We start from the raw sequence: 24,459 nt of genomic DNA, 5'->3' as shown, positions 1-24,459 counted from the left end.
CGCCCGTCAGGGCGGGTAGCGCCACACGTCGGTCACCCTGTCTCGTCCCGAGGTCGTCGAGGTGCGCACCTCCGTTCGGTCCGGTCGGTACCCGAGGCGCCGGGGCACCGCGTTGCTGCGCAGGTTCGCGCGATCGCAATGGATCTCGACACCGGTGACGGTGTCGACGGTCAGGGCTGCGTCGGTGAGAGCGCCCGCCGTCTCCGTCGCCAACCCACGTCCCTCGGCGTGTTCGGTGAGCCAGTAGCCGAGTTCGAGGGCGTTGCCTCGCCACCGCGGGAAACCGATCTTGCCGAGCACCGTGCCGTCGGTCGGATCGACGATCAGGTAGTCGAACGCCCAGCCGATCCGCCATTTGCGGTGCTCGGATGCGATGCGTTCCGTCTGGGTCTCGATCCTCGCCGCGTCGGGAACGGCCCAGGGCATCCAGACGGCGAGCCGATCGAGGTTCGCGGCGATGGCGTCGGCCACGGGCTCGGCGTCGTGAAGGGTCTCTCGACGCACCACGGCCCGGGCGGTGCGGATACGGACGGGTGGGGACTTCGCCATGGACGGACAAGCTAGCGAATGTCCACCGTGCGCGGAATAGTGCGGTGTCCACGCTCCTTGCACCGGACATGACTTCACTAGCGATCGTCGGTGCAGGAGCGGGGCTGGGCGCAGCCGTCGCTCGTCGGTTCGGAGCAGAAGGATTCTCGGTCGGCCTGATCTCGCGCAATCGGACGCGGGTCGAAGCCCTGGCGGACGACCTCGGTCGTGAGGGCGTGACCGCCCGCGGCTTCGTGGCCGACGTACGCGATCCGGTGTCGATCGCCGCGGCACTCGAGCAGGTGACCGAGACGCTCGGACCGATCGAGGTGCTGCAGTACAGCCCGCTGCCGCAGAAGGACTTCATGCGTCCGGTGCTCGAGACCACCCCCGCCGACCTGGTGGGGCCGATCGAGTTCTCCGTCTACGGCTCGGTCGCCGCGGTGCACCAGGTGGTGCCCGGCATGCGGTTCCTCGGGGAGAACCGCGGCACGATCCTGTTCGTGAACGGTGGATCCGCCGTCACGCCCGGTCGCAACGTCACCGGTACGTCGATCGCGTTCGCCGGCCAGGCCGCGTATGCGCAGTTGCTCCACGAAGCACTCGGCGAGGAAGGAATTCAGGTCTCGCAGTTGATCATTCCCGGCCAGATCGTCCCCGGAGATCCGAACAAGGACCCGTCCGTCCTGGCCGAGAGGCTGTGGGACCTGCACACCTCGCGCGATCGGTTCCGGGTGCAGGTGAGCGGGAACGACTGACCCGTCGGTCCCGGGTTACGGTGACATCGTGCGATTGACGGACTTCCACGAGCGCGTCGCCGATCAGTTCGGCGCGATGAGCGGCGACTCGATGCTGGTGGATCACGTACTGCTCGCCCTCGGCAACCGTACGGCCGCGCAGGCCATCGAAGCCGGTGTGGATCCGCGCGACGTGTGGCGCGCGCTGTGTGCCGAGTTCGAGGTTCCTCGCTCACGGTGGTGACCCGGGCGACGCCGAGAACCGGTCGGCGTGTCGATCCGCTCGGACTCTTCTCTCGAACACCTGTTCGCCTATAGTCGGTGTCAGCGGCGACGAGAATCGCGCCGGGCGAGAGCGCGGACGCGATCGTGTCGGTACCCCCATCTACCTTCGGGACAGATCGCAGGGGAACGAAACTTTCGAGAAGGAGACCATGATGGCTGCAGCAGCATACGACCGGGACAAGGCGCTGGATCTGGCGCTCGCACAGATCGACAAGAACTTCGGCAAGGGGTCGGTCATGCGACTCGGCGACGAGGCCCGCGTGCCCATCGCCGTCATCCCCACCGGATCCATCGCGCTGGACGTGGCGCTCGGCATCGGGGGATTGCCCCGCGGACGTGTCGTGGAGATCTACGGACCGGAATCCTCGGGTAAGACCACCGTGGCCCTGCACGCGGTGGCCAACGCACAGGCAGCCGGCGGTATCGCGGCCTTCATCGACGCCGAGCACGCGCTCGATCCGGACTACGCCAAGAAGCTCGGCGTCGACACCGACGCGCTGCTGGTGTCGCAGCCCGACACCGGTGAGCAGGCCCTCGAAATCGCGGACATGCTGATCCGTTCGGGTGCCATCGACATCCTGGTCGTCGACTCGGTGGCCGCGCTGGTTCCCCGCGCCGAGATCGAGGGCGAGATGGGTGACAGTCACGTCGGTCTGCAGGCCCGCCTCATGAGCCAGGCGCTGCGCAAGATCACCGGTGCCATCAGTTCCTCCGGCACCACGGTGATCTTCATCAACCAGCTGCGCGAGAAGATCGGCGTCATGTTCGGATCGCCGGAGACCACCACCGGTGGCAAGGCGCTGAAGTTCTACGCCTCGGTGCGCATGGACATCCGCCGCATCGAGACGCTCAAGGACGGAACCGACGCCGTCGGTAACCGCACCCGCGTCAAGGTCGTCAAGAACAAGGTCTCGCCGCCGTTCAAGCAGGCCGAGTTCGACATCCTGTACGGCAAGGGCATCAGCAAGGAAGGCTCGCTGATCGACATGGGTGTCGAGCACGGGTTCGTCCGCAAGTCGGGGTCCTGGTTCACCTACGAGGGTGATCAGCTCGGTCAGGGCAAGGAGAACGCCCGCAAGTTCCTGCTCGAGAACACCGACATCCGCGACGAGATCGAGAAGAAGATCAAGGAGAAGCTCGGCATCGGCGCCGACGTCCGGGAATCGGACGCGCCCGTCGTCGCCCCGGTCGAATTCTGATCCGCTTCGAGTGAGGACACCCGGCGTGGCGTACAACGACTCCGCCGCCGATCCGAACGAGCCGGGCACCCGAGGATCCTCGGGTGCCCGTTCTCGTCGGGGGGAGCGGTCGTATCGACGCGGACCCGCACCACCGCCTCCCGGCGGCGGGACCGAGGTCCAAGCACGTGACGCGTGTCTACGACTGCTCACCGACCGCGCCCGCAGTCGCGCGGAACTGCATCAGCGGTTGACGCAGAAGGGTTTCGCGGAACCGATCATCGAGACCGTCCTGGATCGGTTGACCGAGCTCGATCTGGTGAACGATCGGGACTTCGCCCACCAGTGGGTACAGTCCCGCCACACGTACTCCGGTCGGGGCAAGCAGGCGTTGCGAACCGAACTGCGCACCAAGGGAATCGATCCCGTTCTCGCGGCCGAGGCTCTGGACGAGATCGAGCCCGAGGACGAGCGTGAGCGTGCGCGCGAACTGGTGGCGAGGAAACTGCGATCGCCCGCTCTGCTCGCGAAGATGGCCGCAACGGACGACCCGCGTGAGTACCGGGCCGAGCGGGACAAGGTCGTGCGCAAGCTGGTGTCGATGCTCGCACGCCGCGGGTTCGGGCAGGGGATGGCGTTCGCGGTGGTCAAGGACGAGCTCGAGGCCCACGGTGACGACACCGAGGGCCTCGAGAACTGATTCGGGTGGGTCAGGTAAGGCCCGGAGCAGGCTGATTGCCGCCTGCGGGCACCACGGCCGCGCCCTTCGTTCCCTTCCTGAGTCGCTTCTCGACCTTGGTCGCGAAGTAGGTCAGCAGAGAGTTGATGATGATCATGATGATCGCGACGACGATCAGCGCCGGCAGGAAGTTGCCGTAGAACGCGCCGACCTGCTGACCGGACCGCACCACCTCGACGTAGCCGATGATGTAACCCAGAGCGGAGTCCTTCAACGCCACCACCATCTGCGAAATGATGGCGGGCAGCATGGCGGTCACTGCCTGCGGCAGCAGCACGATCCGCATGATCTGACCCTTGCGCAGGCCGATGGCCATGGCGGCTTCGGTCTGCCCCTTCGGGAGAGAGTTGATTCCCGACCGGACGATCTCCGCGATGACCGACCCGTTGTACAGCGTCAGACCGGTGACCACGGCGGCGAGTGCCAGGTAGCGCGACCGGAAGATCTGGTACTCGGCGAAGAACTGGTACAGGAAGATCATGAGGATCAGCACCGGGATGGCACGGAACAACTCGACGATGAACCCGGCCACCATGCGGATCGGCCGGTGGTCGGACAATCGAGCGATGCCCAGGCCCGCACCCAGGATCAGGGCGAAGACGATCGACAGTCCGGCGGCGATCAGCGTGCCCTGGATGCCGGGTATCAGGTACGTGGTCCACGTGGTCGATTCGAGGAACGGGCTCCACCGGTCCTCGGTGAGTTGGTCCTTCTCCTCCAACGCGACGTAGACGTAGTACGCGGCGAGAAGCAGGACGGCCAACACGACGGCCGACAGGATGTTGTTGCGTACCTTCGCGCGAGGACCGGGCGCGTCGTAGAGGACGGTCGCGCGGTCGGCCGACTTCAGCTTGGGCGTCTTCTTCGGCGCCGAGTCGGACGTGGTGGTCGATTCCACTGTGCTCATCGAGCCACCGCCAATTTCTTGCTGAGGAATCCGAAGAACAAACCGGTGGGCAACGTCAAGAGCACGAAGCCGAGGGCGAAGATGCCACCGACCACGAAGATCGCGGCTTCGTTCTCGATCATGGTCCGCATGAGGATCGCGGCCTCGGCCACGCCGATGGCAGCGGCCACGGTCGTGTTCTTGGTCAGGGCGATCAACACACTGCCGAGGGGCGCGATGACCGCCCGGAACGCCTGGGGAAGCACGATGAAGCGCAGGTTCTGCGAGAACGTGAGTCCCAGCGATCGTCCGGCTTCCGCCTGGCCCACGTTCACCGTGTTGATGCCCGAGCGCAAGGACTCGCACACGAACGCCGCGGTGTAGACACTCAGGCCGAGGACCGCGAGGCGGAAATTGTTGTCATCGAGGCCAGTCGGCGAGTCCGCGGGAGCGAGAGCCACCCCGAGCGTCTGGTAGAGACCGAACGCACAGAACAGCAGGATGAGGGTGAGGGGGGTGTTGCGGAAAATGGTCACGTACGTCGCGCCGACCCAGCGTGCCACCGGTACGGGCGAGACCCGCATGCCGGCGAGGATCGTGCCGATGATGAAGGATCCGATCGCGGAGTACACCGCGAGCTTGATCGTCATCCAGAACGCGTCGAGCAGTTGCGACCGATAATCGATGAATATGTCCACCGACAACTCCTAGTTTCTTGGCCGGTGACGGCCGCGGCGGGCGGTTCGAGACGAACCGCCCGCCGCGCCGAACGAGTGTCAGTAGCGGTCGACGGAGGGTGCTGCGGGCAGCGGGTAGCCGGACGGTCCGACGGTCTCGTTGAACGCCTGCTCCCACGAGCCGTCGTCGATCATCTCTTCGATGGCGTCGTTGATCGCGGTGCGGGACTCGTCGTCGCCCAGGGCGATGCCGATGCCGTACTGCTCCTCGGTGAACGGCTCGCCCACGACCTTGAGCTCGCCCGGGTACTGCGCGGCGTAACCGGCGAGGATGATGTCGTCGGTGGTGACCGCGTCGACCGCGCCGTTGCGCAGCGCCTCGACGCACGCCGAGTAGGTGTCGTACGGCTGGAGTTGGACGTCGGGGTACTCGTCCGCGATGTTCTGCGCCGGCGTCGATCCGGACACCGAGCACAGGCGCTTTCCGTTGTTCAACGAATCGGGTCCGGTGATGTCGGTGTTGGCGTCCGCCACGAGCAGGGACTGACCGGCGACGAAGTACGGACCGGCGAAATCGACCTGCTCCTTGCGAGCGTCGGTGATGGAGTAGGTGGCGACCACCATGTCGACCTCACCGTTCTGGATCAACGTCTCGCGCTGGGCGGACGGCGCTTCCGACCACTCGATGTTCTCCGGGGTGACGCCGAGCTTGCCGGCGACGTACTCGGCGACCTCGACGTCGAAGCCGGTGAATGCGCCGTCCGGGGTGCGCAGGCCCAGACCCGGCTGGTCGAACTTGATGCCGACGCGCAGCGTGCCGCCCTCGGCGTTCTGGACGGCACTGCTCGTCTCGTCGCCGCCACAGGCGGTAGCGACGAACGCGAACGCGACGGCGGCTGCGCCGACGCCGATTTTGCGGGTGATGTTCATTGAAAGATCCTCCAGGGATGGTTCGTCGGACTGCGAGAGTGTCAGTGCGTGAGGATCTTGCCGAGGAAGTCCTTGGCGCGATCGGATTTCGGCGCGGTGAAGAAGGTTTCCGGGTCGGTGTCCTCGACGATCTGCCCGTCCGCCATGAAGACGACGCGATCGCCGGCCTTGCGGGCGAAGCCCATCTCGTGCGTGACGACGACCATCGTCATTCCCTCTTTCGCGAGGGAGGTCATGACGTCGAGGACCTCGTTGACCATTTCGGGGTCGAGTGCCGAGGTGGGCTCGTCGAAGAGCATCACCTTGGGGTTCATGGCGAGGGCGCGAGCGATGGCCACGCGCTGCTGCTGGCCGCCGGAGAGCTGAGCCGGGTACTTGTCGGCCTGGTTCGCGATCCCGACCCGTTCGAGCAACCGCTGCGCGGTCTTCTCGGCTTCGTCCTTCTTCATCTTGCGAACCTTCAGCGGCCCGAGCATGACGTTCTCACGAATCGTCTTGTGCGCGAACAGGTTGAAGGACTGGAACACCATACCGACGTCGGCGCGCAGCGCAGCGAGAGTCTTGCCCTCGGAGGGGAGCGCCTTGCCGTCGACCTCGATGACGCCCTCGTCCACGGGCTCGAGGCGGTTGATGGTGCGGCAGAGAGTGGACTTACCCGAGCCCGACGGACCGAGGACGATGATGACCTGGCCGCTGGGGACCTCGAGTTCGATGTCCTTGAGAACGTGAAGATCGCCGAAGTGCTTCTGCACTCCGCGCATGGAGATCATGGGAACGGCGCCGGATGCGCGCGCGGGTTCGGGCTCGGTCATGGCGATGACCCTAGAGGTATTTTCCCCGTGCTCCGCGCCTTTCGGGTGTGGAGTGCCACAACCGTAATGGAATGTTTACTCCGCCCCCGTGGAGCGAACGTGGTGTCGACGTCGGGTGGTCGATGCGCTAGGTTGCCGGGCCGTACCCTGGAGGGGTGGATACGATCTACCCCGACACCGATTCCGGAACGGCCCGCACCTACCAGGTGCGCACCTACGGCTGCCAGATGAACGTGCACGATTCCGAACGTCTGTCCGGCCTGCTCGAGGACGCGGGGTATCGACCCGTGGCCGACGACACTGCCCCCGACCTGGTGGTCTTCAACACCTGCGCGGTGCGCGAGAACGCGGACAACAAGCTGTACGGCAATCTCGGCCAGCTCCGTCCGGCCAAGGACGCCGATCCGAGCATGCAGATCGCCGTCGGCGGGTGCCTCGCGCAGAAGGACCGCGAAACGGTCGTGAAGAAGGCCCCGTGGGTGGACGTGGTCTTCGGTACCCACAACATGGGCTCGCTGCCCGCACTTCTCGATCGCGCTCGTCACAATCAGCGCGCGGAAGTCGAGATCCTCGAGTCGCTCGACGCGTTCCCGTCGACCCTCCCCGCGAAGCGCGATTCCGCGTACGCGGGCTGGGTGTCGATCTCGGTGGGCTGCAACAACACGTGCACGTTCTGCATCGTCCCCGCCCTGCGCGGCAAGGAGGTGGACCGTCGGCCCGGCGACATCCTCGCCGAGGTGCAGGCGCTCGTCGACGAGGGCGTTCTCGAGGTCACGTTGTTGGGCCAGAACGTCAACGCGTACGGGGCGTCCTTCGCCGATCCCGAACAACCGCGTGACCGGGGCGCGTTCGCCGCGCTGCTGCGAGCCTGCGGATCGATCGAGGGGCTCGAGCGGGTGCGCTTCACCTCACCGCACCCCGCCGAGTTCACCGACGACGTCATCGAGGCCATGGCGTCGACCCCCAACGTCTGTCCGACGCTGCACATGCCGCTGCAATCCGGTTCGGACCGAGTGCTGCGCGCGATGCGCCGCTCGTACCGCAAGGACAAGTTCCTGGGCATCATCGACCGTGTCCGCGCGGCCATCCCGCACGCGTCGATCACCACCGACATCATCGTCGGTTTCCCCGGGGAGACCGACGAAGATTTCGAGGAGACCATGGACGTGGTTCGGCGCGGGCGGTTCGCGAGCGCGTACACGTTCCAGTACTCCAAGCGCCCCGGTACGCCGGCCGCCGACATGGCGGACCAGATTCCGAAGGCCGTGGTGCAGGAGCGGTTCGAGCGGCTGATCGCCTTGCAGGAGGAGATTCAGCTCGCCGAGAACCGCCGCGTGATCGGCACCGAGGTCGAGCTGCTCGTCGCCGCGGGCGCCGGGCGCAAGAACGCGGAGACGGAGCGCATGAGCGGACGGGCCCGCGACGGGCGTCTCGTCCACTTCGCTCCGGTGGGCGAGCTCGACGGCGCGATCCGTCCCGGTGACGTCGTGGTCACCACGGTCACCGACGCACGTCCGTATCACCTGGTGGCCGACGCACACCTGCTGTCCCACCGGCGCACGACCGCCGGTGACCGTCACGAGCTCGGGGTGATGCCCAAGACCGCACCGGTGGGTGTCGGCCTGGGTCTGCCGACCGTCGGGGCACCCGCGACCGTTCCCTCTCCGTCCACCGCATCGATGGGATGTGCACTGTGAACATGCCGATCAGCCACTACGAATCGAGCAACGAATCCAAGTCGGCGCATGCCGCCGACGAGCGTCGTATCAGCGGCCGCATCGACCCCGGGATGCGCGCCGTGGTGGTCGCAGTTCTCGTGATGCTGCTGCTCCTGAGCTTCGCGCTGCCGCACACGGGAGGCGCCAACGCCTGGGACGTCCTGACGGGAGCCGACAGCGCCCGCGACGAATCGGTCGCACTGCCGTCGCGCATCTTCGTCGGGCTCGCGCTGGTGTTCTCGGTCGGCTTCTCGTCGCTGGCGCTCGTGACCCAGCGGTGGGCCCTCGCGTGGGTGGCTCTCTACGGCTCCGGGGTGGCCACGGTCTTCGGTGTCCTCGCGGTCTGGTCGCGGCAGACGGTGCCGTCCACCGCGCAGGGCGCGGGCCCCGGAATCGGCCTGCTCGTCGGATGGTTCCTGGTTCTGGTGCTCGCGTTCCACTGGTTCAAGGTGGTGCTGAACCGCTCCGCGTTGCAGTGGGCCGCCGCCGACCGTCGCCGTGAGGCGGCGGCGGCGAACCCGAGCGCTCGGGCCAGCGTCCTCGAGGCGACGATGAGAGAGGCGAGCGCGAAACGGCGGACGGACCAGGGCTGAGCCCGGTCCGGCCGCCGCGAGCCGAACTACCGTCCGTCGACGGCGGACTCCGCCGCCTCGGCCCACTCGCGCCACTGCTGGGCCTGCGCCTGTGCCTTCGCGGCGTCCTTCGCCTTGCCGGCCGCCTCGGCCTTCGCGGCCTGCTCCTCGAACTGCGCGACCCGCTCCCGGAACTGAGCGGCGCGAGCCAGGGCTTCGGGGTCCGTGCGTCGCCATTGTGAATCGGCGGCGTCGCGCACGCGCTTCTCGATGGCGCGGATCTTGCCTTCGAGATCGTGCATCCGTTCGCGGGGGACCTTGCCGATCGCATCCCACTTGTCCTGCAACGTGCGCAGTGCGGCCCTGGCCGCGTCGAGATCGACGTCGGGATCGATCTCACCCGTCTCGGCCAGCAACTTCTCCTTCGCCACCGCGTTGGCCTCGAACTCGGCGTCGACCTCGGACTGAGCCGCGTTTCGAGCCTGGAAGAACACGTCCTGCGCGCCCTTGAACTTCTGCCACAGCGCGTCGTCGGCGTCGCGAGGTGCTCGGCCCGCAGCCTTCCACTCCGTCAGCAGATCGCGGAACACGGCGGCCGTCCCCGCCCAGTCGGTGGACGTCGACAACGCCTCCGCCTGTGCGACCAACTCTTCCTTGCGAGTCTTGGCGGCGCCGCGCTCGCGGTCGAGGTCCGCGAAGTGCGCACCCCGTCGGCGATTGAACGTCTCACGGGCCTTGGAGTAGCGCTTCCACAGTGCGTCGTCGACCTTGCGATCGACCCCGCGGATGGTCTTCCACTCGTCGAGGATCGCGCGCAGCCGATCGCCCGCCACCTTCCACTGGGTCGATTCGTTGCCGATGGTCTCGGCTTCGACCGCGAGGGCTTCCTTGCGCGCGGTCTGCTCGGACTTCTCGCTCTCCTTGCGGCGGCGGTGTTCGGCAGCCACCTCGTCCGAGTGCTCGACGACCTCGGTGAGCCTCCGCGACAGGGCGTCGATGTCCCCGATGACGGCTGCGGTGGGCAGCGTCTCCAGCAGCGTCGCCGCGGCGTTCTTGGTCTTCTTCGCGTCTCCCGCACCGGAAGCCAGGCGCGCCTCGAGCAACGCCACCTCCGTCGCGAGATCGTCGTACCGACGCCCGAAGTGGGCGAGACCCTCGGCGGCGTCCCCGGCCTGCCACGATCCGACCTGACGTTCACCGTCCGCCGTCGTGACCCATGCGGTGCCGTCGTCGTCGACGCGGCCCCATCGGGAGGGGTCGGTGACCACGGGCGTCGGCGCGTGCGGCGCCGTCGGCGCGTGCGGGGTGGGGTGCGAACGCTCGGCTCCGTCGCCGTTCGGCATCGGCGCTGCGGGAGCGGGACGCGGGCCACCGCCGGGACGAGGACCCGGGCGCGGACCGGGTCGGGGCGCGGACTGCTGGGGTGCTGCGGAATCGGGTGTGGTCTGGGGTGCGTCGGGATCGGTCATGTTCGGTTCCTCGTCTCTGCCGCGCGTCACGGCTGCCTGATACGCAGTCTTCGGATCCGACAGGCCGTGGCGGTGTGCTCATCGACCGGCCGGGTCCGACTGGGACCATTCAACCCCCTCGAGCGGTGAGGCGAGCATCGAAAGCGGAGTCGAGCGAGGAAATCGAGGTGTCCGACGGGTCCGCTACCGTGACGGACGTGCTGTCCGCCGTCGCTTTCGTTCCCTCCCCGCCCCTGCTGCTTCCCGCCCTCGCGGGCGCGGCGACCGACGAGATCGCGGACCTGAGGGCCGCCGTGGACGCGGCCGGCGAATTTCTGCGCGACCACGCGGACCGGTGGATCGTGGTGGGTACGGGGACGGAGACCGTCGAGGTACCGCCGACCGCACGGGGGACGTACGCGGGGTTCGGGGTGGACGCAGTCGTCGATCTGGGACCGGACGCGGCCGGGGAACCGGACCGCGATCTCCCTCTCGCGGCGCTGACGGCCGGATGGTTGCGTGGCCGGATCCTTCCCGACGCGTCCCTGCCGGTGTGTATCGGCGCGGCGTCGTCGACGCCGAGGGAGTGTGCCCAGCTCGCGGCGCGGTGGGCGTCGACACTCGCCGACGATTCCGGGCGGTGGGGTGTCCTGGTGGTCGGCGACGGCGCCACGACACTCACGGACAAGGCCCCGGGTGCGTTCGACGAGCGGGCCGAGGAGGTGCAACGAGCCGCGGACGACGCGTTGGCCACGGGGGACACGGCTGCCCTGGTCGAACTGGACGCCGAGCTCTGCGCCGAGCTCGGTGTCGGTGGCCGCGCGGCCTGGCAGATCGCCGCCGCGATGGTCGGCGATCGGACGGTCTCGAACCCGACGACGCTGTATCGAGGCGCCCCGTACGGCGTCGGGTACTTCGTCGGTACGTGGTTGCTGTGACCGGGGACGTTCCGCGTCCGCTCGCCGTGGTCGGCCCGACCGCGACGGGCAAGTCGTCCCTCGCCCTCGACGTCGCCGAGCGTGTCGGCGGCGAGATCGTCAACGTCGACGCGATGCAGCAGTACCGGGGGATGGACATCGGCACCGCCAAGACACCGACGGACGAGCGTCGTGGGATCGCGCACCACCGGTTGGACGTTCTCGATGTCACCGATACCGCGACCGTCGCCGCCTATCAGAGCGCCGCGGTCGCCGAGATCGAGGATCTGCTCGTGCGCGGCGTCGTTCCGGTGATCGTGGGTGGTTCCATGATGTACGTGCAGGCGTTGCTCGATCGTTGGGAGTTTCCCGCCACGGATCCCGCCGTGCGGGCGAAGTGGGAGGACGTGCTGCGTGACGAGGGACCGGCGGGCGTCCATCGTGCACTGACGGCGGCGGATCCGGTGGCGGCGGCGTCGATCCTGCCCACCGACGGACGCCGCATGGTGCGTGCTCTCGAGGTCGTCGAGTTGACCGGCGAGCCGTTCGCGGCGTCGGCACCGACCATCGGTGCGCCGCCGCGGTGGGACACGCTCGTGCTGGGAATCGACCGGGAGACGAGCGAACTCGACGCCCGGATCGCCGACCGGACGGAGAAGATGTTCGACTCCGGTTTCGTCGCCGAGGTGGAGAGCTTGCTCGCCCACGGCCTGCGGGACGGCGTGACGGCGCGGCGGGCGATCGGGTACGCGCAGGTGATCGACCTCGTCGACGGTGAGATCGACGAGGACCGAGCCCGCGAACTGACGTTCGTGGGCACCCGGCGCTACGTGCGACGACAGCGTTCCTGGTTCCACCGCGACCCCCGCATCCACTGGTTGCGCGGCGACGATCCCGATCTCACCGCCGCCGCCCTCGACGCCTACGGAGCTTCCCGATGACCGACGCCGTCGTCACCACGCGCAACGCCCGGTTCCAGCAGTGGCAGTCCTACCTGACCACTCGCGCGAAGCGGACCAAGGCGGGCGTGTTCTTCGTCCACGGAGTCCGCCCGATCACTCTGGCGCTGGACCACCACTGGCCGTTGGACTGCGTCCTCTACCGCCAGGACGGTCCGGCGCTGTCCCAGTGGGCGCAGAGCACCGTCGATCGGATCCGTGCGTCCGGTGTGCCGGCCGTGGCCGTGGCGGCCGACCTGATGGCCGAGCTCGGCGATCGTCAGGGCGGCGCACCCGAGCTTCTGGTCCTCGCGACGTCTCGGCTCGCCGACCATCGAACGTGGTCGCCGTCGGAGCCGAACCCGGTGGTGGTCGTGTTCGACCGACCGTCCTCGCCCGGCAACCTGGGCACGCTGATCCGCTCGGCCGATGCCTTCGGTGCGTCCGCCGTGGCGATCACCGGGCACGGCGCGGATCCCTTCGACCCGGTGTGCGTGCGCGCGACCACGGGATCACTGTTCTCGGTACCGGTTCTGCAGGTCGGCGGGCCGGAGCAGGTGTTGGACATGGTGCACCGACTCGCGTTCGACGCCGACGCGTTGACCGTGGTGGGGACCGACGAGACCGGCGCCGTGCCGTTGTTCGGTCACGACTTCACCCGCGGCACCGTGCTCGTGGTGGGCAACGAGACCCGCGGAATGAGTGCGGCGTGGCGGGACGCGTGCGACGCGGTGGTGTCCATTCCGATCGGTGGAGCCGCGAGCTCGCTGGGCGCGCCGTCGGCGGGTGCGGTCGCGTTGTACGAGATCGCCCGGCAGCGCAGCCACTGACGCGGTGCGAATGGGAGAATGAGGGCATGCAGTTCACCAAGGGACACGGCACCCAGAACGACTTCGTGATCCTCCCGGATCCCGAGGCCGCGATCGACCTTCGCGCCGACCGCGTCGCCGTGCTGTGCGATCGCCGTGCCGGGCTGGGAGCCGACGGCGTGCTGCGCGTCGCACGCAGCGGTGCCCTGGTGGCCGCGGGTGTTCTGGATGCGTTGCCGGACGGCGTGGGCGAGGACGACTGGTTCATGGACTATCGCAACGGCGACGGCTCGGTCGCGGAGATGTGCGGCAACGGCGTGCGGGTGTTCGCCCATTACGTCCGATCCGAAGGGTGGGTGGACACCGACCGCTTCACCGTCGGCTCGCGGGCCGGTGCGCGTCCGGTGATCGTGCACTCCCACGACTCCATCGATGCCGACGTGACCGTGGAGATGGGCCGGGTTCGGGTGTTCGAATCGTCGACGGCGCAATTGGGCGATCGCACGTTCACGGGAATCGGTGTCGACGTCGGAAATCCGCATTTGGTCTGCGTCGCAACGGAATTGGACGCCGACTCGCTGCGGTCACTGGACCTCACGGCGGCTCCGGTCTACGACACCGCGGTGTATCCGAACGGGGTCAACATCGAGTTCGTGACCGCGCCGCGAGACGGATCCGTCGACATGCGGGTGCACGAACGCGGGGTGGGGGAGACCCGCTCGTGCGGCACCGGCATCGTCGCGACCGCCGTCGCGGCCCTGCGCCACGACGGACACGAGGCGGGTGAGATGTCGGTGCGCGTACCGGGCGGTGTCGTCGTCGTGCGAACGGACGGGTCGACCGCGTCGTTGCGTGGGCCGTCGGTGCTGGTGGCGTCGGGAGAGGTCTCGGAGGCCTGGTGGGCGGGGCTGGGGATATGACAGTGGGCGGGCCTGGGGACGTGACGGTGGGCGGGCCTGGGGCTCGGTACGCAGTAATGACGATGCGCACGGGCGGTATTTCGTGGATCATGGGTCTCGTATGAGTAAATCGAACGCAGCGGCCGACACGGCCGCCACCAGGGCAGCCGACGACGCTGCCGACGTCATCCATGCCGACGCCGAGGACCACGAGGACCACGAGTGGTCGACGGGCGAGATGCAGCTCGACGAGCGCACCGCACTGCGCCGCGTCGCCGGCCTGTCCACCGAGCTCACGGACGTCACCGAGGTCGAGTACCGCCAGCTTCGCCTCGAACGCGTGGTGCTGGTCGGGGTCTGGACGTCCGGGTCCGCCGCCGAAGCGGAATCGTCCATGGCCGAATTGGCTGCTCTCGCCGAGACCGCCGGGTCCGAGGTCCTTGACGCTTTGGTTCAGCGCCGAGACACGCCGGACGCCGCCACGTACATCGGTTCCGGCAAAGCCAAGGAACTGCGCGAGGTGGTTCTGGCCACGGGCGCGGACACCGTGGTCTGCGACGGTGAACTCACCCCGGCGCAGCTCACCGCACTGGAGAAGGTGGTGAAGGTCAAGGTCATCGACCGCACCGCCCTGATTCTGGACATCTTCGCTCAGCACGCGTCGTCCCGAGAGGGCAAGGCGCAGGTGGCGTACGCGCAGATGGAGTACATGCTCCCGCGGCTGCGAGGCTGGGGTGAGTCCATGTCCCGGCAGGCCGGTGGCCGTGCCGGCAGCAACGGCGGGGTGGGTCTGCGTGGTCCCGGTGAGACGAAGATCGAGACCGACCGTCGACGCATCCGCGAGCGGATGGCCAAGCTGCGCCGCGAGATTCGCGGGATGAAGCAGGCGCGCGACACCAAGCGCGAACGTCGGCTGAACGGCGGAACGCCGTCGATCGCCATCGTCGGCTACACCAACGCCGGGAAGTCGAGCCTGTTGAACGCGCTCACCGGCTCGGGTGTGCTGGTGCAGAACGCACTCTTCGCCACCCTCGACCCGACCACCCGGCGTGGTCACCTCGACGACGGTCGCGAGTGCGTGTTCACCGACACCGTCGGATTCGTGCGTCACCTGCCGACCCAGCTGGTCGAGGCGTTCCGGTCGACTCTCGAGGAGGTCACCGACGCGGACCTCCTGCTGCACGTGGTGGACGGATCCGATCCGCTGCCGGTCAGCCAGATCGAGGCCGTTCGCGAGGTGGTGGTCGAGGTGGTGCGGGAGCAGAACGCGTCGGCACCGCCCGAGTTGATCGTGATCAACAAGATCGACGCGGCCGACCCGGTCACGCTGACGCAGTTGCGCGGCGTGTTGCCGGACGCGGTGTTCGTGTCGGCCAAGACCGGCGAGGGCATGGACGAATTGCGTACCGTGCTCGGCGAGATGGCCAGGCCACCGGAGGTCTCGGTGAGCGTGCTGGTTCCGTACGACCGCGGCGATCTGGTCTCGCGCATCCACGCCGACGGCCGCATCTCCTCGACCACGCACGAGAACGGGGGCACGCGCATCGACGCGACCGTGCCCACGGCGCTCGCGTCGGTTCTGGTCGATTTCGCGCACAGTGCGTAAGCGGGGGCAGCTCGCCGTTCTCGGAGCGGCCGCCATGGCCGCGACGGCTCTGGCCCCGGGAGCGGCGTCGGCGCAGAGCGCGGCGGAGGAGTACTGCACACCGACCGATCCCGGGCTGGCCGAACTGTCCGGACTCACCTACCTCGACGGTTCGATGTACGCCGTGGGAGACAGCGGAACCGACGATCGGGTTGCGCACCTGGACTCCTCGTGCGGAGTGGTGGAGTGGTTGCCGAATCCCGTCGACCCGTACGACGTGGAAGATCTGTCCGCATTCGACGGCTCGCTGTGGCTCGCCGACATCGGCGACAACGATCGGCGTCGAGACTCGGTCGCTCTCACTCGTATGGACACGACGGCGGGGGAGCCCGGCGATCTGGTTCGGCTGACGTACCTCGACGGCGCACACGATGCGGAAGCACTGCTCATCGGTGGCAACGGTCATCCCGTCGTCGTCACGAAGGACGGGATGGGTGGCGGTGGTGTCTACACCGTCGATCGCGCCGTGACCGACCTGCCGAGTCCCGGCCCCACCGCCCTGACCCGGGTGGCGGACTTCGCCGTCGCCGCGACCGGTACGCCGGGTGGCCCGCCCGTGCTGGTCGGCTCGACGCTCGTCACGGGCGGTGCGGTGAGTCCGGACGGTTCCGAGGTCGCGGTACGGACCTACACCGACGTCTATCTGTGGTCGGTCGAGAACGACGAGGTGGCCGCAGCGCTCACGCGTCCCCCCGATCGCATCCTTCCCGTACCGGGGCAGCCCCAGGGCGAAGCCGTCGCGTACACCGAGGACGGCGATCTGCTGATCGCATCGGAGCGTGGGATCGACGCCGCGGCACCCTTGCCGCCCATCGAGGTCATCCGAGCCGAGACGGTGCAGAACGCCCCGGCCTTCGCGGCGCAGGCCACCGACGCGCAGGCTACCGATGCGCAGGAGACCGGGGTGCCGGCGGACGAGCCGGCCGCACCCGCGGAGCCCGAGGGGTCGATCGTGTGGCCGCTGCTCGGTGCGGTCGCGTCCGTGCTGGTGGTCGTCGCGGTCACGGCATTCGGGCTGACGAAGTTGTTCCGCAGCCGCTGACCCCCATCGCGTCGGATACTCGCGATCGATGCGTGGATCCGTGGCCACTGCAGCACCCACGGATCCACACAGTGCCTACGAGACAGCGCCTACGAGACAGTGCCCGCGAATACGCACCGCAACACAGAAGGCCCCGCCCGAGTTGTCCCGGGCGGGGCCTTCTGCGTCGTGTGATGGGTCAGGCGTCGAGATCGGACTCCACGAGAGCGGCGATCTTGTCGAGGGTGGCCTGATCGTCGCTGGTGACCGTGACCTCGGTGCCCTTGGTGGCGCCGAGCGTCATGATCATCAGTGCGGATCCGCCGTCCACGGCCTCCTCGCCGTCCACCTCCAGGGTGACGTCGACTCCGGAATCGGCGACGGCTTCCGCGATGATGGCGGCCGGGCGAGCGTGCAGGCCGACGGCCGAGCCGACGGTGACTGTGGTGCTGGGCATGAAGAAGCTCCCTCGGGTCGGTGAATCTGGTGTCGAATGACGATACTGCCAGCGATCAGGCGGCGACCGCGACGCGATCGTCGGCGATCTCGGAATTCTTCTTGCCGGCGAACTGCTTGACTCCCGTCACCAGGACCGCGGAGACCACGGTGCCGATGGCCAGCGCCACCATGAACAGCAGGAAGTTGTTCATGGCGAAGAAGACGACGAGTCCGCCGTGCGGGGCGCTGAGGGTGACGCTGAACGACATGATCAGGGCACCGGTCACGGCACCGCCGGCCATCATGGACGGGATGACGCGGAGCGGGTCCGTCGCGGCGAACGGAATGGCGCCCTCGGAGATGAACGCGGAACCCAGCAGCCAGGCCGCCTTGCCGTTCTCGCGCTCGACGGCGCTGTAGAGCGCGGGACGCAGGATCGTGGACGACAGCGCCATGGCGAGTGGCGGAACCATACCGGCGGCCATGACGGCGGCCATGATGCGCAGCGAAGCCTCGTTGTCGATCGCGAGTCCGGCGGTGGCGAAGGCGTAGGCCGCCTTGTTGACCGGGCCGCCGAGGTCGAAGCACATCATGAGGCCGAGGATGACGCCCAGGATGATGACGGACGATCCGGACAGGCCGTTGAGCCAGTCGGTGAGACCGGTGGTGATGGCGGCGAGCGGGCGACCGAGCAGCAGGAACATCAAGGCACCGACGGCCAGGGTGGCACCGAGAGGAATGATCACGACCGGCATCAGACCGCGCAACCAGCTGGGCACGGCGATGCGGCTGATCGACAGTGCGATGAAGCCGGCGATGAGGCCACCGACCAGACCGCCGATGAAGCCCGCGCCGACGAAGACGGCCACGGCACCGGCGGTGAAACCGGGAGCGATACCGGGCCTGTCGGCGATGGCGAACGCGATGTAACCGGCGAGGGCGGGAACGAGGAAGCTGAACGCGAGTCCACCGAGCTGGAACAGCACCGCACCGATGTAGATGGACAGACCGCCCTCGGGGAGGTTGGTCAGGGTGTTGTTGAGAACGACGTCTTCCGCGACATCGGTGATCTCGTATCCACCGATGAGGAAGCCGAGTGCGATGAGCAGACCACCGGCGGCGACGAACGGGATCATGTAGCTGACGCCGGTCAGCAGGATCTGGCGGATTCGCGTTCCCCAGCCGAGCCCACCGGCGGCACCGGCGGCTGCCGATGCACCGGGGGCGGTTCCGGAGACCCGAGCGGCCGACGGATTGCTGCCGGCGGAGAGGGCCTCGGCGACCATCTTGTCGGGCTCGTTGATGGCGCGCTTGACGCCCGACTCGACGACGGGCTTGCCCGCGAAGCGCTCGCGACCCTTGACGCCCACGTCGGTCGCGAAGATGACGGCCTCGGCGGAAGCGATGAGCTGAGGGTCCAGGGCAGTGGAGCCGGACGATCCCTGGGTCTCCACGTGCACGGTGACTCCGGCGCGCTCGCCGGCGTCCTTCAGCGAATCGGCCGCCATGTAGGTGTGCGCGATGCCGGTGGGGCACGCGGTGATGGCGACGATGTGCTTCGCTGCACCGGAATCGGCGGTGGCGGACGGCGACCCGGTCTTGGTCATGGTGGCCGCACCGGCGCCGGCGGTGGCACCCGCAGCGGCGCCGGTGGCGGGCTTGGGGGGCGTCGCGGCAGCCGGCGCCTTGGGGGCGAGAACGCCCTCGACCAGCGCGACGACGTCGGCCGGGGTGGCGGCTTCGCGCAGCGAGGTGACGAACGCGGGCTTGACCAACGCTCGGGCGAGCGACGAGAGCAGCTTCATGTGCTCGGCGCCGGCGCCGTCGGGTGCGGCGATGAGGAAGACGAGATCCGCGCCGCCGTCGGGGGCACCGAAATCGACCTTCGGGTTCAGCCGAGCGAAGCCGAGCGAGGCGGTGGTGACCGACGCGGACCGGCAGTGCGGAATCGCGATGCCGCCGGGCAGGCCGGTGGCCGACTGCGCTTCGCGGGCGAGTGCCGCGTCGCGGAGACCGTCGGCGTCCGACGCGCGACCGGCGTCGGTCAGGACGGTGGCGAGACGCTGGATGACCGCGTCCTTGGACGAGCCGAGATCGGCGTCGAGCAGGATCAGGTCCTCGGCGATGATGCCGGGGGAGGAACCCGAAGCCGTGGTGGAACTGGACATGGTGGTGGTCCTTCGTTGGTGGGAACGAGCGAGCGGATGTCGTGTGGTGATCAGGCGGGTGGAGACGTCGAGACGGGTGGTGAATCGAGAGCTCGAACGGTGACTCCGCCCGGGTTCACGTGTGCCGGCGTGGGAAGTCGCGTTCCGGGGAGACCGGCCGCGGCCGTTCCGTAGGCGACGGCACGGGTGAGGCGGCCGGCGCCGTCCTCCCCGTCGAGATCGGCCAGGACGTAGCCGGCCAAGGAGGAGTCACCCGCGCCGACGGTGCTGCGCGGTGTGATGGGCGGTGGGGTCGCGAACCAGGCTCCGCTGTCGGTGACCAGGACGGCGCCCGCGCCGCCGAGCGTGGCGAGAACGGCGCCGACGCCTCGGTCGACAAGTACGCGGGCGGCCTCGACGGTGGGCATCGGATCACCCTGTGAGGCGGCGAGTTCCAAGGCGTCGCCGTCGAAACCGGTGAGCTGGGCCAGCTCCTCCGCGTTCGGCTTGATCAGATCGGGTGCGGTCTCGGGAAACCCCTCGGCCAGCGCGAGGAGGGGCGCGTCGGACGTGTCGACGGCCACCTTGCAGCCGGTGCTCCGCAGTGCGGTGACGAGTGTCCCGTACCACCCCGCATCGACGCCCGGGGGAACGGAGCCGGACAGCACCACCCAGTCGGCGCGTTCGCCGAGTTCGAGAACCGAGGACGCCAGACCGGACACCGTGTCGGCCGAGAGCACGGCGCCGAGCTCGTTGATCTTGGTGGTGGTGCCGTCGGGCTCGCTCACGGTGAGGTTGGTGCGGGCCAGTCCCGCGGTGGGGACCGAGTGGTAGCGCACGCCGAGCGCACCGAGGGCGGTGAGGATGGGATCGGTTCCGCTACCGGGCAACACCGCGGTGCAGGCTCGGCCGGCGGCCGTGATGACCCGGGCGACGTTGACGCCCTTGCCGCCGGGTTCGGTGGTGGTGCTCGCGGCTCGCTGGACACCGCCGCGCGCGAGTGGTCCCTCGAGGGAGACGGTGCGATCCATGCTGGGGTTGGCCGTCAGGGTGAGGATCATGCGACCACCACCTCCAATCCGTGTTGCTGCAGACGGGTGCAGTCGGCGTCGGTGATGCCCTCGTCGGTGACGAGGACGTCGACGCAGTCGAGGCTGGCGAAGGACATGAAGAACTCGAGGCCGATCTTGGCCGCGTCGGCGACCACCACGACGCGATCCGCGGCACGCACCATGGCGCGCTTGACGGCGGCCTCGTCGGTGTCCGGGGTGGAGAGCCCGTGGCCGATGCTCAGCGCGTTGGTCCCGATGAACGCGACGTCGACTCGCAGGGTCGCCAGAACGCCGAGCGCGTCCTCGCCGACAGCGGCCTGGGTGACACCGCGCACGCGCCCGCCGAGGAGGTGCAGATTCACGGCGGGCACGGTGGCGAGACGCGTGGCGATGGGCAGAGAGTTGGTGACGACGGTGAGGTCGCAATCGGTGGGAATGAGCGCCGCGAGCCGACCGGTGGTGGTGCCGGCATCGAGAGCGACACTGCCGCCGGAGGGAGGAAGGAGGGTGAGCGCGGCGGCGGCGATGAGGTCTTTCTCGCGGGCCCTGGTGTGCTCGCGCTCGGCCATTCCCGGTTCGGTGGACGTGACGAACGTGGTGGGCACGGCGCCGCCGTGTACGCGGCGCACGACGCCCATCCGGTCGAGCGACGCGAGGTCGCGGCGCACGGTCTCGGTGGTGACCCCGAAGGTCTCGGCGAGGTCGGTGACCGACACGCGTCCGCGCTGGCCGATGAGGCCGGCGATGGCACTCTGACGTTCTTCTGCGTACATGGTCGTCGACCTCCGTCCGGGTGCGGTGCGAATGTTGTGTTGGTTTATGTTGTTTTACGCCCGTCTGTGTTGACATGTCAAGAGGTTCGCGTAATCTGTGTCACAGACCGGAACGACGGAGATGTACGGCACGTACTTCGAACTCGCTCCGACCGTGCCGGACACCGCTCCGGTGAACCGAGGACGACAAACTTGTGGAGGTAGGCATGACGGGATCGATCACCGCGGAGGACTGGAAGACCGGATCGGCCCTGAGTGGAACGCCGGTGGTTCCCGGCGTCGGGTACGCCCCGGCCATCCGGCCCGCACCCCGTCCGGCTCGCCCGACCGAATCGACCGAGATCGCCGAGGCGGACCGCGAGGCCGAGACCGCGCGGTTCCGCGCCGCCGCCGCCGCGGTCGGTGCCCGTCTGCAGTCCCGTGCGGCCCTGGCCACCGGGTCTGCGTCCGAGGTGCTCGCCGCGAACGCCGCCATGGCCGAGGACCGCGGCTGGCTGTCCGCCGGCGGCAAGGCCATCGCCAAGGGCTCGGATGCGATCTCGGCCGCGGCTGCGGCCACCGACCAGTTCGTCGCCATGTTCGCCAAGCTCGGCGGTCGAATGGCCGAGCGCACCACCGATCTCCTCGACATCTGCGATCGCGTGATCGCCGAGCTGTCGGACCTGCCCGAGCCCGGTGTCCCCACGCCCACCGAGCCCTCGGTGCTCATCGCGGAAGACCTCGCGCCCGCCGACACCGCCGGTCTCGACGCGTCCCTGGTGCTGGGATTGGCCACCTCGCTCGGTGGGCCGACCAGCCACACCGCGATCATCGCGCGTCAGCTCGGCATCCCCTGCGTCGTGGCCGTCGCCGGTCTCGACGACGTCGCGTCGGGAACGCCCGTGTTGATCGACGGGATCTCCGGAGCCGTCGTCCCGAACCCGGATCCCGAGCGCGCTCGCGCATCCGTCGAGCAGTCCAAGAAGCACCTCGCCGAGGTCGCCGAATGGACCGGGCCCGGCCGTACCGCCGACGGTTTCCGTGTCGACATCCTCGCGAACGTGCAGGACGGTGCGGGAGCCCGCGCGGCACGCGGTTCCGCCGCCGACGGTGTGGGTCTGTTCCGCACCGAGCTCAGCTTTCTCGACCGCGACATCGAACCCACGGTGGACGAGCAGACCGAGATCTACGGCGAGGTGCTCACCGCGTTCGAGGGCAAGAAGGTCGTCGTCCGCACGCTGGACGCGGGATCGGACAAGCCGCTCCGGTTCGCCAATCACGCCGACGAGGCCAACCCGGCCCTGGGCGTGCGCGGCATCCGTATCGCGGAGGGCAATCGCGGCATCCTTCACCGTCAGCTCGACGCCGTCGCGGCCGCCGCGAAGAACACCGGTTCGGCGCCCTGGGTGATGGCGCCCATGATCGCCACCAGCGCCGAGGCGAAGGCGTTCGCCGACGACGTGCGCGAACGGGGACTGACTCCCGGAGTCATGATCGAGGTTCCGGCCGCGGCTCTGCTCGCCGACCGCATCCTCGACCACGTTGACTTCCTGTCCATCGGAACCAACGACCTCGCGCAGTACACGATGGCCGCGGACCGCATGTCCGCCGATCTCGCCGCCCTCACCGATCCCTGGCAGCCGGCGGTGCTGGCACTCGTCGCGCACACGGCGAACGCCGGTGCGGCCGTGGACAAGCCGGTCGGTGTGTGTGGTGAGGCCGCGGCCGATCCGCTGCTCGCCTGTGTGCTCGTCGGCTTCGGTGTGACGTCGCTGTCCGCCGCGTCCGCCGCGGTCGCCGGAGTCGGCGCGAAGCTGCAGACGGTCACCGTGGATCAGTGCCGCCACGCCGCAGACGCGGTGCTGCGGACCTCGTCTCCGGCCGAGGCGCGGGCCGCCGCCACCGCCGTTCTGGGGTGACCGAACGGGCGGCGGGCGTGATGCGCGTCGCCCGACCGACGCGAGCGGCAGCCGAGGCCGCGTCGTCGTGAGAACATCTCACCCGTGACTTCTCGATCTCGACCGTCGTTCCTGCCCCGGTGGACCGTGCACGGTGACGGCAAGACCGTCGGCGACGATGCCGTGGTCGCCCCGGACGAGAGGTTGTCGTGGCCCCGCACGGCCGGCATCGGCATGCAGCACGTGGTGGCCATGTTCGGCGCCACCCTCCTCGTTCCCACCATCACCGGTTTCCCGGTCACCACCACCCTGTTCTTCTCGGGTGTCGGGACCATCCTGTTCCTGCTCATCACGCGGGGACGGGTGCCGAGCTACCTGGGATCGTCGTTCGCGTTCATCGCGCCTCTCGCCGCGACCAGTGGGGACGGCCCCGCCGCTCAGCTCGGTGCCGTGTTGGTGGTGGGTGTCGCCCTCGCACTGGTGGGTGTGGTGGTCAAGCTGGCGGGTGCCGCGGCACTCGACGCGGTGATGCCGCCGTTGGTGACCGGCGCGATCGTGGCGCTCATCGGTCTCAATCTCGCGCCCACGGCGGTGGATTCGTACGAGATGCAGCCGCTCGTGGCGACGGTGACCTTGGTGGCGGTGCTCCTGGTGACCGTGGCCGGGCCCGGTCTGATCGGGCGGCTCGGCATCCTCTTCGGTCTGGTGATCGGGTGGGTCTTCGCGGCGATCATCGGCGAGGTCGACGCGGCGCGTGTCGACGCGCTCCGCGACGCTCCGTGGATCGGCATCCCGGAATTCACGGGCCCGACGTTCCAGTTGTCCGCCATCCTGGTGGCGCTCCCCGTCGTGGTGGTGCTGGTGGCGGAGAACGTCGGCCACGTGAAGGCCGTCGCGGCGATGACGGGTCGGTCGCTCGACGACGTCGCGGGCGATGCGCTGATCGCCGACGGTGTCGCGACCGCGTTGGCCGGCGCCGGCGGTGGGTCGGGAACCACCACCTATGCGGAGAACATCGGCGTGATGGCGGCGACGCGCGTCTACTCGACGGCGGCGTACTGGGTGGCCGCGGCCACGGCTCTGGTGCTGGCGTTCTCGCCCAAGTTCGGTGCGCTCATCTTCACGGTCCCCAGCGGGGTCATCGGGGGCGCGACCCTGGTGCTCTACGGGTTGATCGGACTGCTCGGCGTGCGGATCTGGCAGAACGCCGGCGTCGACTTCACCGACCCCGTGAATCTCATGGTCGCGGCGGCCGCGGTGGTGGCCGGCGTCGGCGATCTGACGTTGACCCTCGGATCGGTCGAGCTCGGCGGCATCGTGTGGGGATCCGTCGGCATCCTCCTGGTGTACCCCCTGCTGCGGTGGATGTCCGGATCACGCGGTCGCTCGCGGGAGGGCTCGGTGCAGAAGTCGGTGTGACCGACGACTGCGTC

Annotated in this window: 24 protein-coding genes; 14 read left to right on the top strand and 10 right to left on the bottom strand. The window is 68.7% G+C overall.

Going from position 1 to position 24,459, the window contains the following annotated elements; genetic code table 11:
• Positions 1-6 precede the first annotated feature (6 nt).
• Complete coding sequence (locus ACY466_RS12300) at positions 7-549, bottom strand: GNAT family N-acetyltransferase (protein ID WP_463245664.1); 543 nt, start codon at positions 547-549, stop codon at positions 7-9.
• 68 nt (positions 550-617) lie between these two features.
• Here ACY466_RS12300 and ACY466_RS12295 point away from each other — a divergent pair, with 68 nt between their 5' ends.
• The 4 genes from ACY466_RS12295 (at position 618) to ACY466_RS12280 (ending at position 3,428) form a co-directional block, all read left to right on the top strand.
• The gene (locus ACY466_RS12295) at positions 618-1,286 is read left to right on the top strand and encodes an SDR family NAD(P)-dependent oxidoreductase (RefSeq protein WP_463245663.1); all 669 of its coding nucleotides are present in this window, start codon (positions 618-620) and stop codon (positions 1,284-1,286) included.
• Positions 1,287-1,314: 28 nt separating this feature from the next.
• Positions 1,315-1,509 (top strand): DUF3046 domain-containing protein, encoded by a 195-nt coding sequence (locus tag ACY466_RS12290; protein WP_463245662.1) that lies wholly within the window; start codon positions 1,315-1,317, stop codon positions 1,507-1,509.
• A 193-nt stretch (positions 1,510-1,702) separates the two neighbouring features.
• A complete protein-coding gene (gene recA, locus ACY466_RS12285) occupies positions 1,703-2,749 on the top strand; it encodes a recombinase RecA (RefSeq protein WP_463245661.1) in 1,047 nt (348 codons plus the stop codon).
• Between the two features lie 25 nt (positions 2,750-2,774).
• Positions 2,775-3,428: a regulatory protein RecX gene (locus ACY466_RS12280; RefSeq protein WP_463245660.1), complete on the top strand. Its 654-nt coding sequence runs from the start codon at positions 2,775-2,777 to the stop codon at positions 3,426-3,428.
• A 10-nt stretch (positions 3,429-3,438) separates the two neighbouring features.
• On the opposite strand, the gene ACY466_RS12275 is transcribed toward ACY466_RS12280, so the two are convergent.
• From ACY466_RS12275 to gluA, 4 genes are all read right to left on the bottom strand, one after another.
• On the bottom strand, positions 3,439-4,374 hold the full coding sequence (locus ACY466_RS12275) for an amino acid ABC transporter permease (RefSeq protein WP_463245659.1): 936 nt from the start codon (positions 4,372-4,374) through the stop codon (positions 3,439-3,441).
• On the bottom strand, positions 4,371-5,051 hold the full coding sequence (locus ACY466_RS12270) for an amino acid ABC transporter permease (RefSeq protein WP_463245658.1): 681 nt from the start codon (positions 5,049-5,051) through the stop codon (positions 4,371-4,373). The genes ACY466_RS12275 and ACY466_RS12270 overlap by 4 nt, the downstream gene beginning before the upstream one ends.
• 78 nt (positions 5,052-5,129) lie before the next feature.
• Positions 5,130-5,960, bottom strand: a complete 831-nt coding sequence (locus ACY466_RS12265) for a glutamate ABC transporter substrate-binding protein (RefSeq protein ID WP_463245657.1) — start codon at positions 5,958-5,960, stop codon at positions 5,130-5,132.
• 41 nt (positions 5,961-6,001) lie between these two features.
• The gene (gluA, locus tag ACY466_RS12260; RefSeq protein ID WP_463252261.1) at positions 6,002-6,730 is read right to left on the bottom strand and encodes a glutamate ABC transporter ATP-binding protein GluA; all 729 of its coding nucleotides are present in this window, start codon (positions 6,728-6,730) and stop codon (positions 6,002-6,004) included.
• Between the two features lie 197 nt (positions 6,731-6,927).
• Between gluA and miaB the strand changes: the two genes are divergently transcribed.
• Together miaB and ACY466_RS12250 are read left to right on the top strand one after the other, a co-directional pair.
• Positions 6,928-8,469, top strand: coding sequence for a tRNA (N6-isopentenyl adenosine(37)-C2)-methylthiotransferase MiaB (gene miaB, locus ACY466_RS12255; protein ID WP_463245656.1), 1,542 nt, complete (start codon positions 6,928-6,930; stop codon positions 8,467-8,469).
• A gap of 2 nt (positions 8,470-8,471) precedes the next feature.
• A complete protein-coding gene (locus tag ACY466_RS12250) occupies positions 8,472-9,083 on the top strand; it encodes an Rv2732c family membrane protein (protein ID WP_463245655.1) in 612 nt (203 codons plus the stop codon).
• 26 nt (positions 9,084-9,109) lie between these two features.
• Here the strand turns inward: ACY466_RS12250 and ACY466_RS12245 are convergent, their stop codons facing one another.
• The gene (locus ACY466_RS12245) at positions 9,110-10,531 is read right to left on the bottom strand and encodes a DUF349 domain-containing protein (protein ID WP_463245654.1); all 1,422 of its coding nucleotides are present in this window, start codon (positions 10,529-10,531) and stop codon (positions 9,110-9,112) included.
• A 167-nt stretch (positions 10,532-10,698) separates the two neighbouring features.
• Here ACY466_RS12245 and ACY466_RS12240 point away from each other — a divergent pair, with 167 nt between their 5' ends.
• From ACY466_RS12240 to ACY466_RS12215, 6 genes are all read left to right on the top strand, one after another.
• Positions 10,699-11,448 (top strand): class III extradiol ring-cleavage dioxygenase family protein, encoded by a 750-nt coding sequence (locus tag ACY466_RS12240; RefSeq protein ID WP_463245653.1) that lies wholly within the window; start codon positions 10,699-10,701, stop codon positions 11,446-11,448.
• Complete coding sequence (miaA, locus tag ACY466_RS12235) at positions 11,436-12,368, top strand: tRNA (adenosine(37)-N6)-dimethylallyltransferase MiaA (protein WP_463245652.1); 933 nt, start codon at positions 11,436-11,438, stop codon at positions 12,366-12,368. The genes ACY466_RS12240 and miaA overlap by 13 nt, the downstream gene beginning before the upstream one ends.
• Entirely contained in the window at positions 12,365-13,195 is an 831-nt protein-coding gene (locus tag ACY466_RS12230) for a TrmH family RNA methyltransferase (RefSeq protein WP_463245651.1), read from the top strand. Before miaA ends, ACY466_RS12230 begins: the two co-directional genes overlap by 4 nt.
• A 26-nt stretch (positions 13,196-13,221) precedes the next feature.
• Entirely contained in the window at positions 13,222-14,094 is an 873-nt protein-coding gene (dapF, locus tag ACY466_RS12225; protein ID WP_463245650.1) for a diaminopimelate epimerase, read from the top strand.
• Between the two features lie 100 nt (positions 14,095-14,194).
• A complete protein-coding gene (gene hflX / locus ACY466_RS12220; RefSeq protein WP_463245649.1) occupies positions 14,195-15,679 on the top strand; it encodes a GTPase HflX in 1,485 nt (494 codons plus the stop codon).
• Between the two features lie 34 nt (positions 15,680-15,713).
• Complete coding sequence (locus ACY466_RS12215) at positions 15,714-16,760, top strand: hypothetical protein (RefSeq protein WP_463245648.1); 1,047 nt, start codon at positions 15,714-15,716, stop codon at positions 16,758-16,760.
• Positions 16,761-16,938: 178 nt separating this feature from the next.
• On the opposite strand, the gene ACY466_RS12210 is transcribed toward ACY466_RS12215, so the two are convergent.
• From ACY466_RS12210 to ACY466_RS12195, 4 genes are read right to left on the bottom strand one after another with little or no spacing between them, the layout of a single operon-like run.
• Positions 16,939-17,196, bottom strand: a complete 258-nt coding sequence (locus ACY466_RS12210) for an HPr family phosphocarrier protein (RefSeq protein WP_463245647.1) — start codon at positions 17,194-17,196, stop codon at positions 16,939-16,941.
• A gap of 55 nt (positions 17,197-17,251) precedes the next feature.
• Positions 17,252-19,345: a PTS fructose transporter subunit IIABC gene (locus ACY466_RS12205; protein WP_463245646.1), complete on the bottom strand. Its 2,094-nt coding sequence runs from the start codon at positions 19,343-19,345 to the stop codon at positions 17,252-17,254.
• 50 nt (positions 19,346-19,395) lie between these two features.
• Positions 19,396-20,385 (bottom strand): 1-phosphofructokinase family hexose kinase, encoded by a 990-nt coding sequence (locus tag ACY466_RS12200; RefSeq protein WP_463245645.1) that lies wholly within the window; start codon positions 20,383-20,385, stop codon positions 19,396-19,398.
• The gene (locus tag ACY466_RS12195) at positions 20,382-21,149 is read right to left on the bottom strand and encodes a DeoR/GlpR family DNA-binding transcription regulator (RefSeq protein ID WP_463245644.1); all 768 of its coding nucleotides are present in this window, start codon (positions 21,147-21,149) and stop codon (positions 20,382-20,384) included. The genes ACY466_RS12200 and ACY466_RS12195 overlap by 4 nt, the downstream gene beginning before the upstream one ends.
• A gap of 206 nt (positions 21,150-21,355) precedes the next feature.
• Here ACY466_RS12195 and ACY466_RS12190 point away from each other — a divergent pair, with 206 nt between their 5' ends.
• Positions 21,356-23,047, top strand: coding sequence for a phosphoenolpyruvate--protein phosphotransferase (locus ACY466_RS12190; RefSeq protein ID WP_463245643.1), 1,692 nt, complete (start codon positions 21,356-21,358; stop codon positions 23,045-23,047).
• 84 nt (positions 23,048-23,131) lie between these two features.
• Positions 23,132-24,445: a uracil-xanthine permease family protein gene (locus ACY466_RS12185; RefSeq protein ID WP_463245642.1), complete on the top strand. Its 1,314-nt coding sequence runs from the start codon at positions 23,132-23,134 to the stop codon at positions 24,443-24,445.
• The last annotated feature ends 14 nt before the right edge of the window (positions 24,446-24,459 follow it).

The sequence above is a fragment of the Rhodococcus sp. K11/5 genome (assembly GCF_055193735.1).
This window is presented reverse-complemented; position numbering and strand designations above follow the sequence as displayed.

Bases quoted from the DNA above. Each gene is read 5' to 3' on its own strand.
- ACY466_RS12300 (WP_463245664.1), bottom strand. From the start codon at position 549: ATGGCGAAGTCCCCACCCGTCCGTATCCGCACCGCCCGGGCCGTGGTG.
- ACY466_RS12295 (WP_463245663.1), top strand. From the start codon at position 618: ATGACTTCACTAGCGATCGTCGGTGCAGGAGCGGGGCTGGGCGCAGCC.
- recA (WP_463245661.1), top strand. From the start codon at position 1,703: ATGGCTGCAGCAGCATACGACCGGGACAAGGCGCTGGATCTGGCGCTC.
- ACY466_RS12275 (WP_463245659.1), bottom strand. From the start codon at position 4,374: ATGAGCACAGTGGAATCGACCACCACGTCCGACTCGGCGCCGAAGAAG.
- ACY466_RS12265 (WP_463245657.1), bottom strand. From the start codon at position 5,960: ATGAACATCACCCGCAAAATCGGCGTCGGCGCAGCCGCCGTCGCGTTC.
- gluA (WP_463252261.1), bottom strand. From the start codon at position 6,730: ATGATCTCCATGCGCGGAGTGCAGAAGCACTTCGGCGATCTTCACGTT.
- ACY466_RS12250 (WP_463245655.1), top strand. From the start codon at position 8,472: ATGCCGATCAGCCACTACGAATCGAGCAACGAATCCAAGTCGGCGCAT.
- ACY466_RS12245 (WP_463245654.1), bottom strand. From the start codon at position 10,531: ATGACCGATCCCGACGCACCCCAGACCACACCCGATTCCGCAGCACCC.
- ACY466_RS12230 (WP_463245651.1), top strand. From the start codon at position 12,365: ATGACCGACGCCGTCGTCACCACGCGCAACGCCCGGTTCCAGCAGTGG.
- dapF (WP_463245650.1), top strand. From the start codon at position 13,222: ATGCAGTTCACCAAGGGACACGGCACCCAGAACGACTTCGTGATCCTC.
- hflX (WP_463245649.1), top strand. From the start codon at position 14,195: ATGAGTAAATCGAACGCAGCGGCCGACACGGCCGCCACCAGGGCAGCC.
- ACY466_RS12215 (WP_463245648.1), top strand. From the start codon at position 15,714: ATGGCCGCGACGGCTCTGGCCCCGGGAGCGGCGTCGGCGCAGAGCGCG.
- ACY466_RS12210 (WP_463245647.1), bottom strand. From the start codon at position 17,196: ATGCCCAGCACCACAGTCACCGTCGGCTCGGCCGTCGGCCTGCACGCT.
- ACY466_RS12205 (WP_463245646.1), bottom strand. From the start codon at position 19,345: ATGTCCAGTTCCACCACGGCTTCGGGTTCCTCCCCCGGCATCATCGCC.
- ACY466_RS12200 (WP_463245645.1), bottom strand. From the start codon at position 20,385: ATGATCCTCACCCTGACGGCCAACCCCAGCATGGATCGCACCGTCTCC.
- ACY466_RS12195 (WP_463245644.1), bottom strand. From the start codon at position 21,149: ATGTACGCAGAAGAACGTCAGAGTGCCATCGCCGGCCTCATCGGCCAG.
- ACY466_RS12190 (WP_463245643.1), top strand. From the start codon at position 21,356: ATGACGGGATCGATCACCGCGGAGGACTGGAAGACCGGATCGGCCCTG.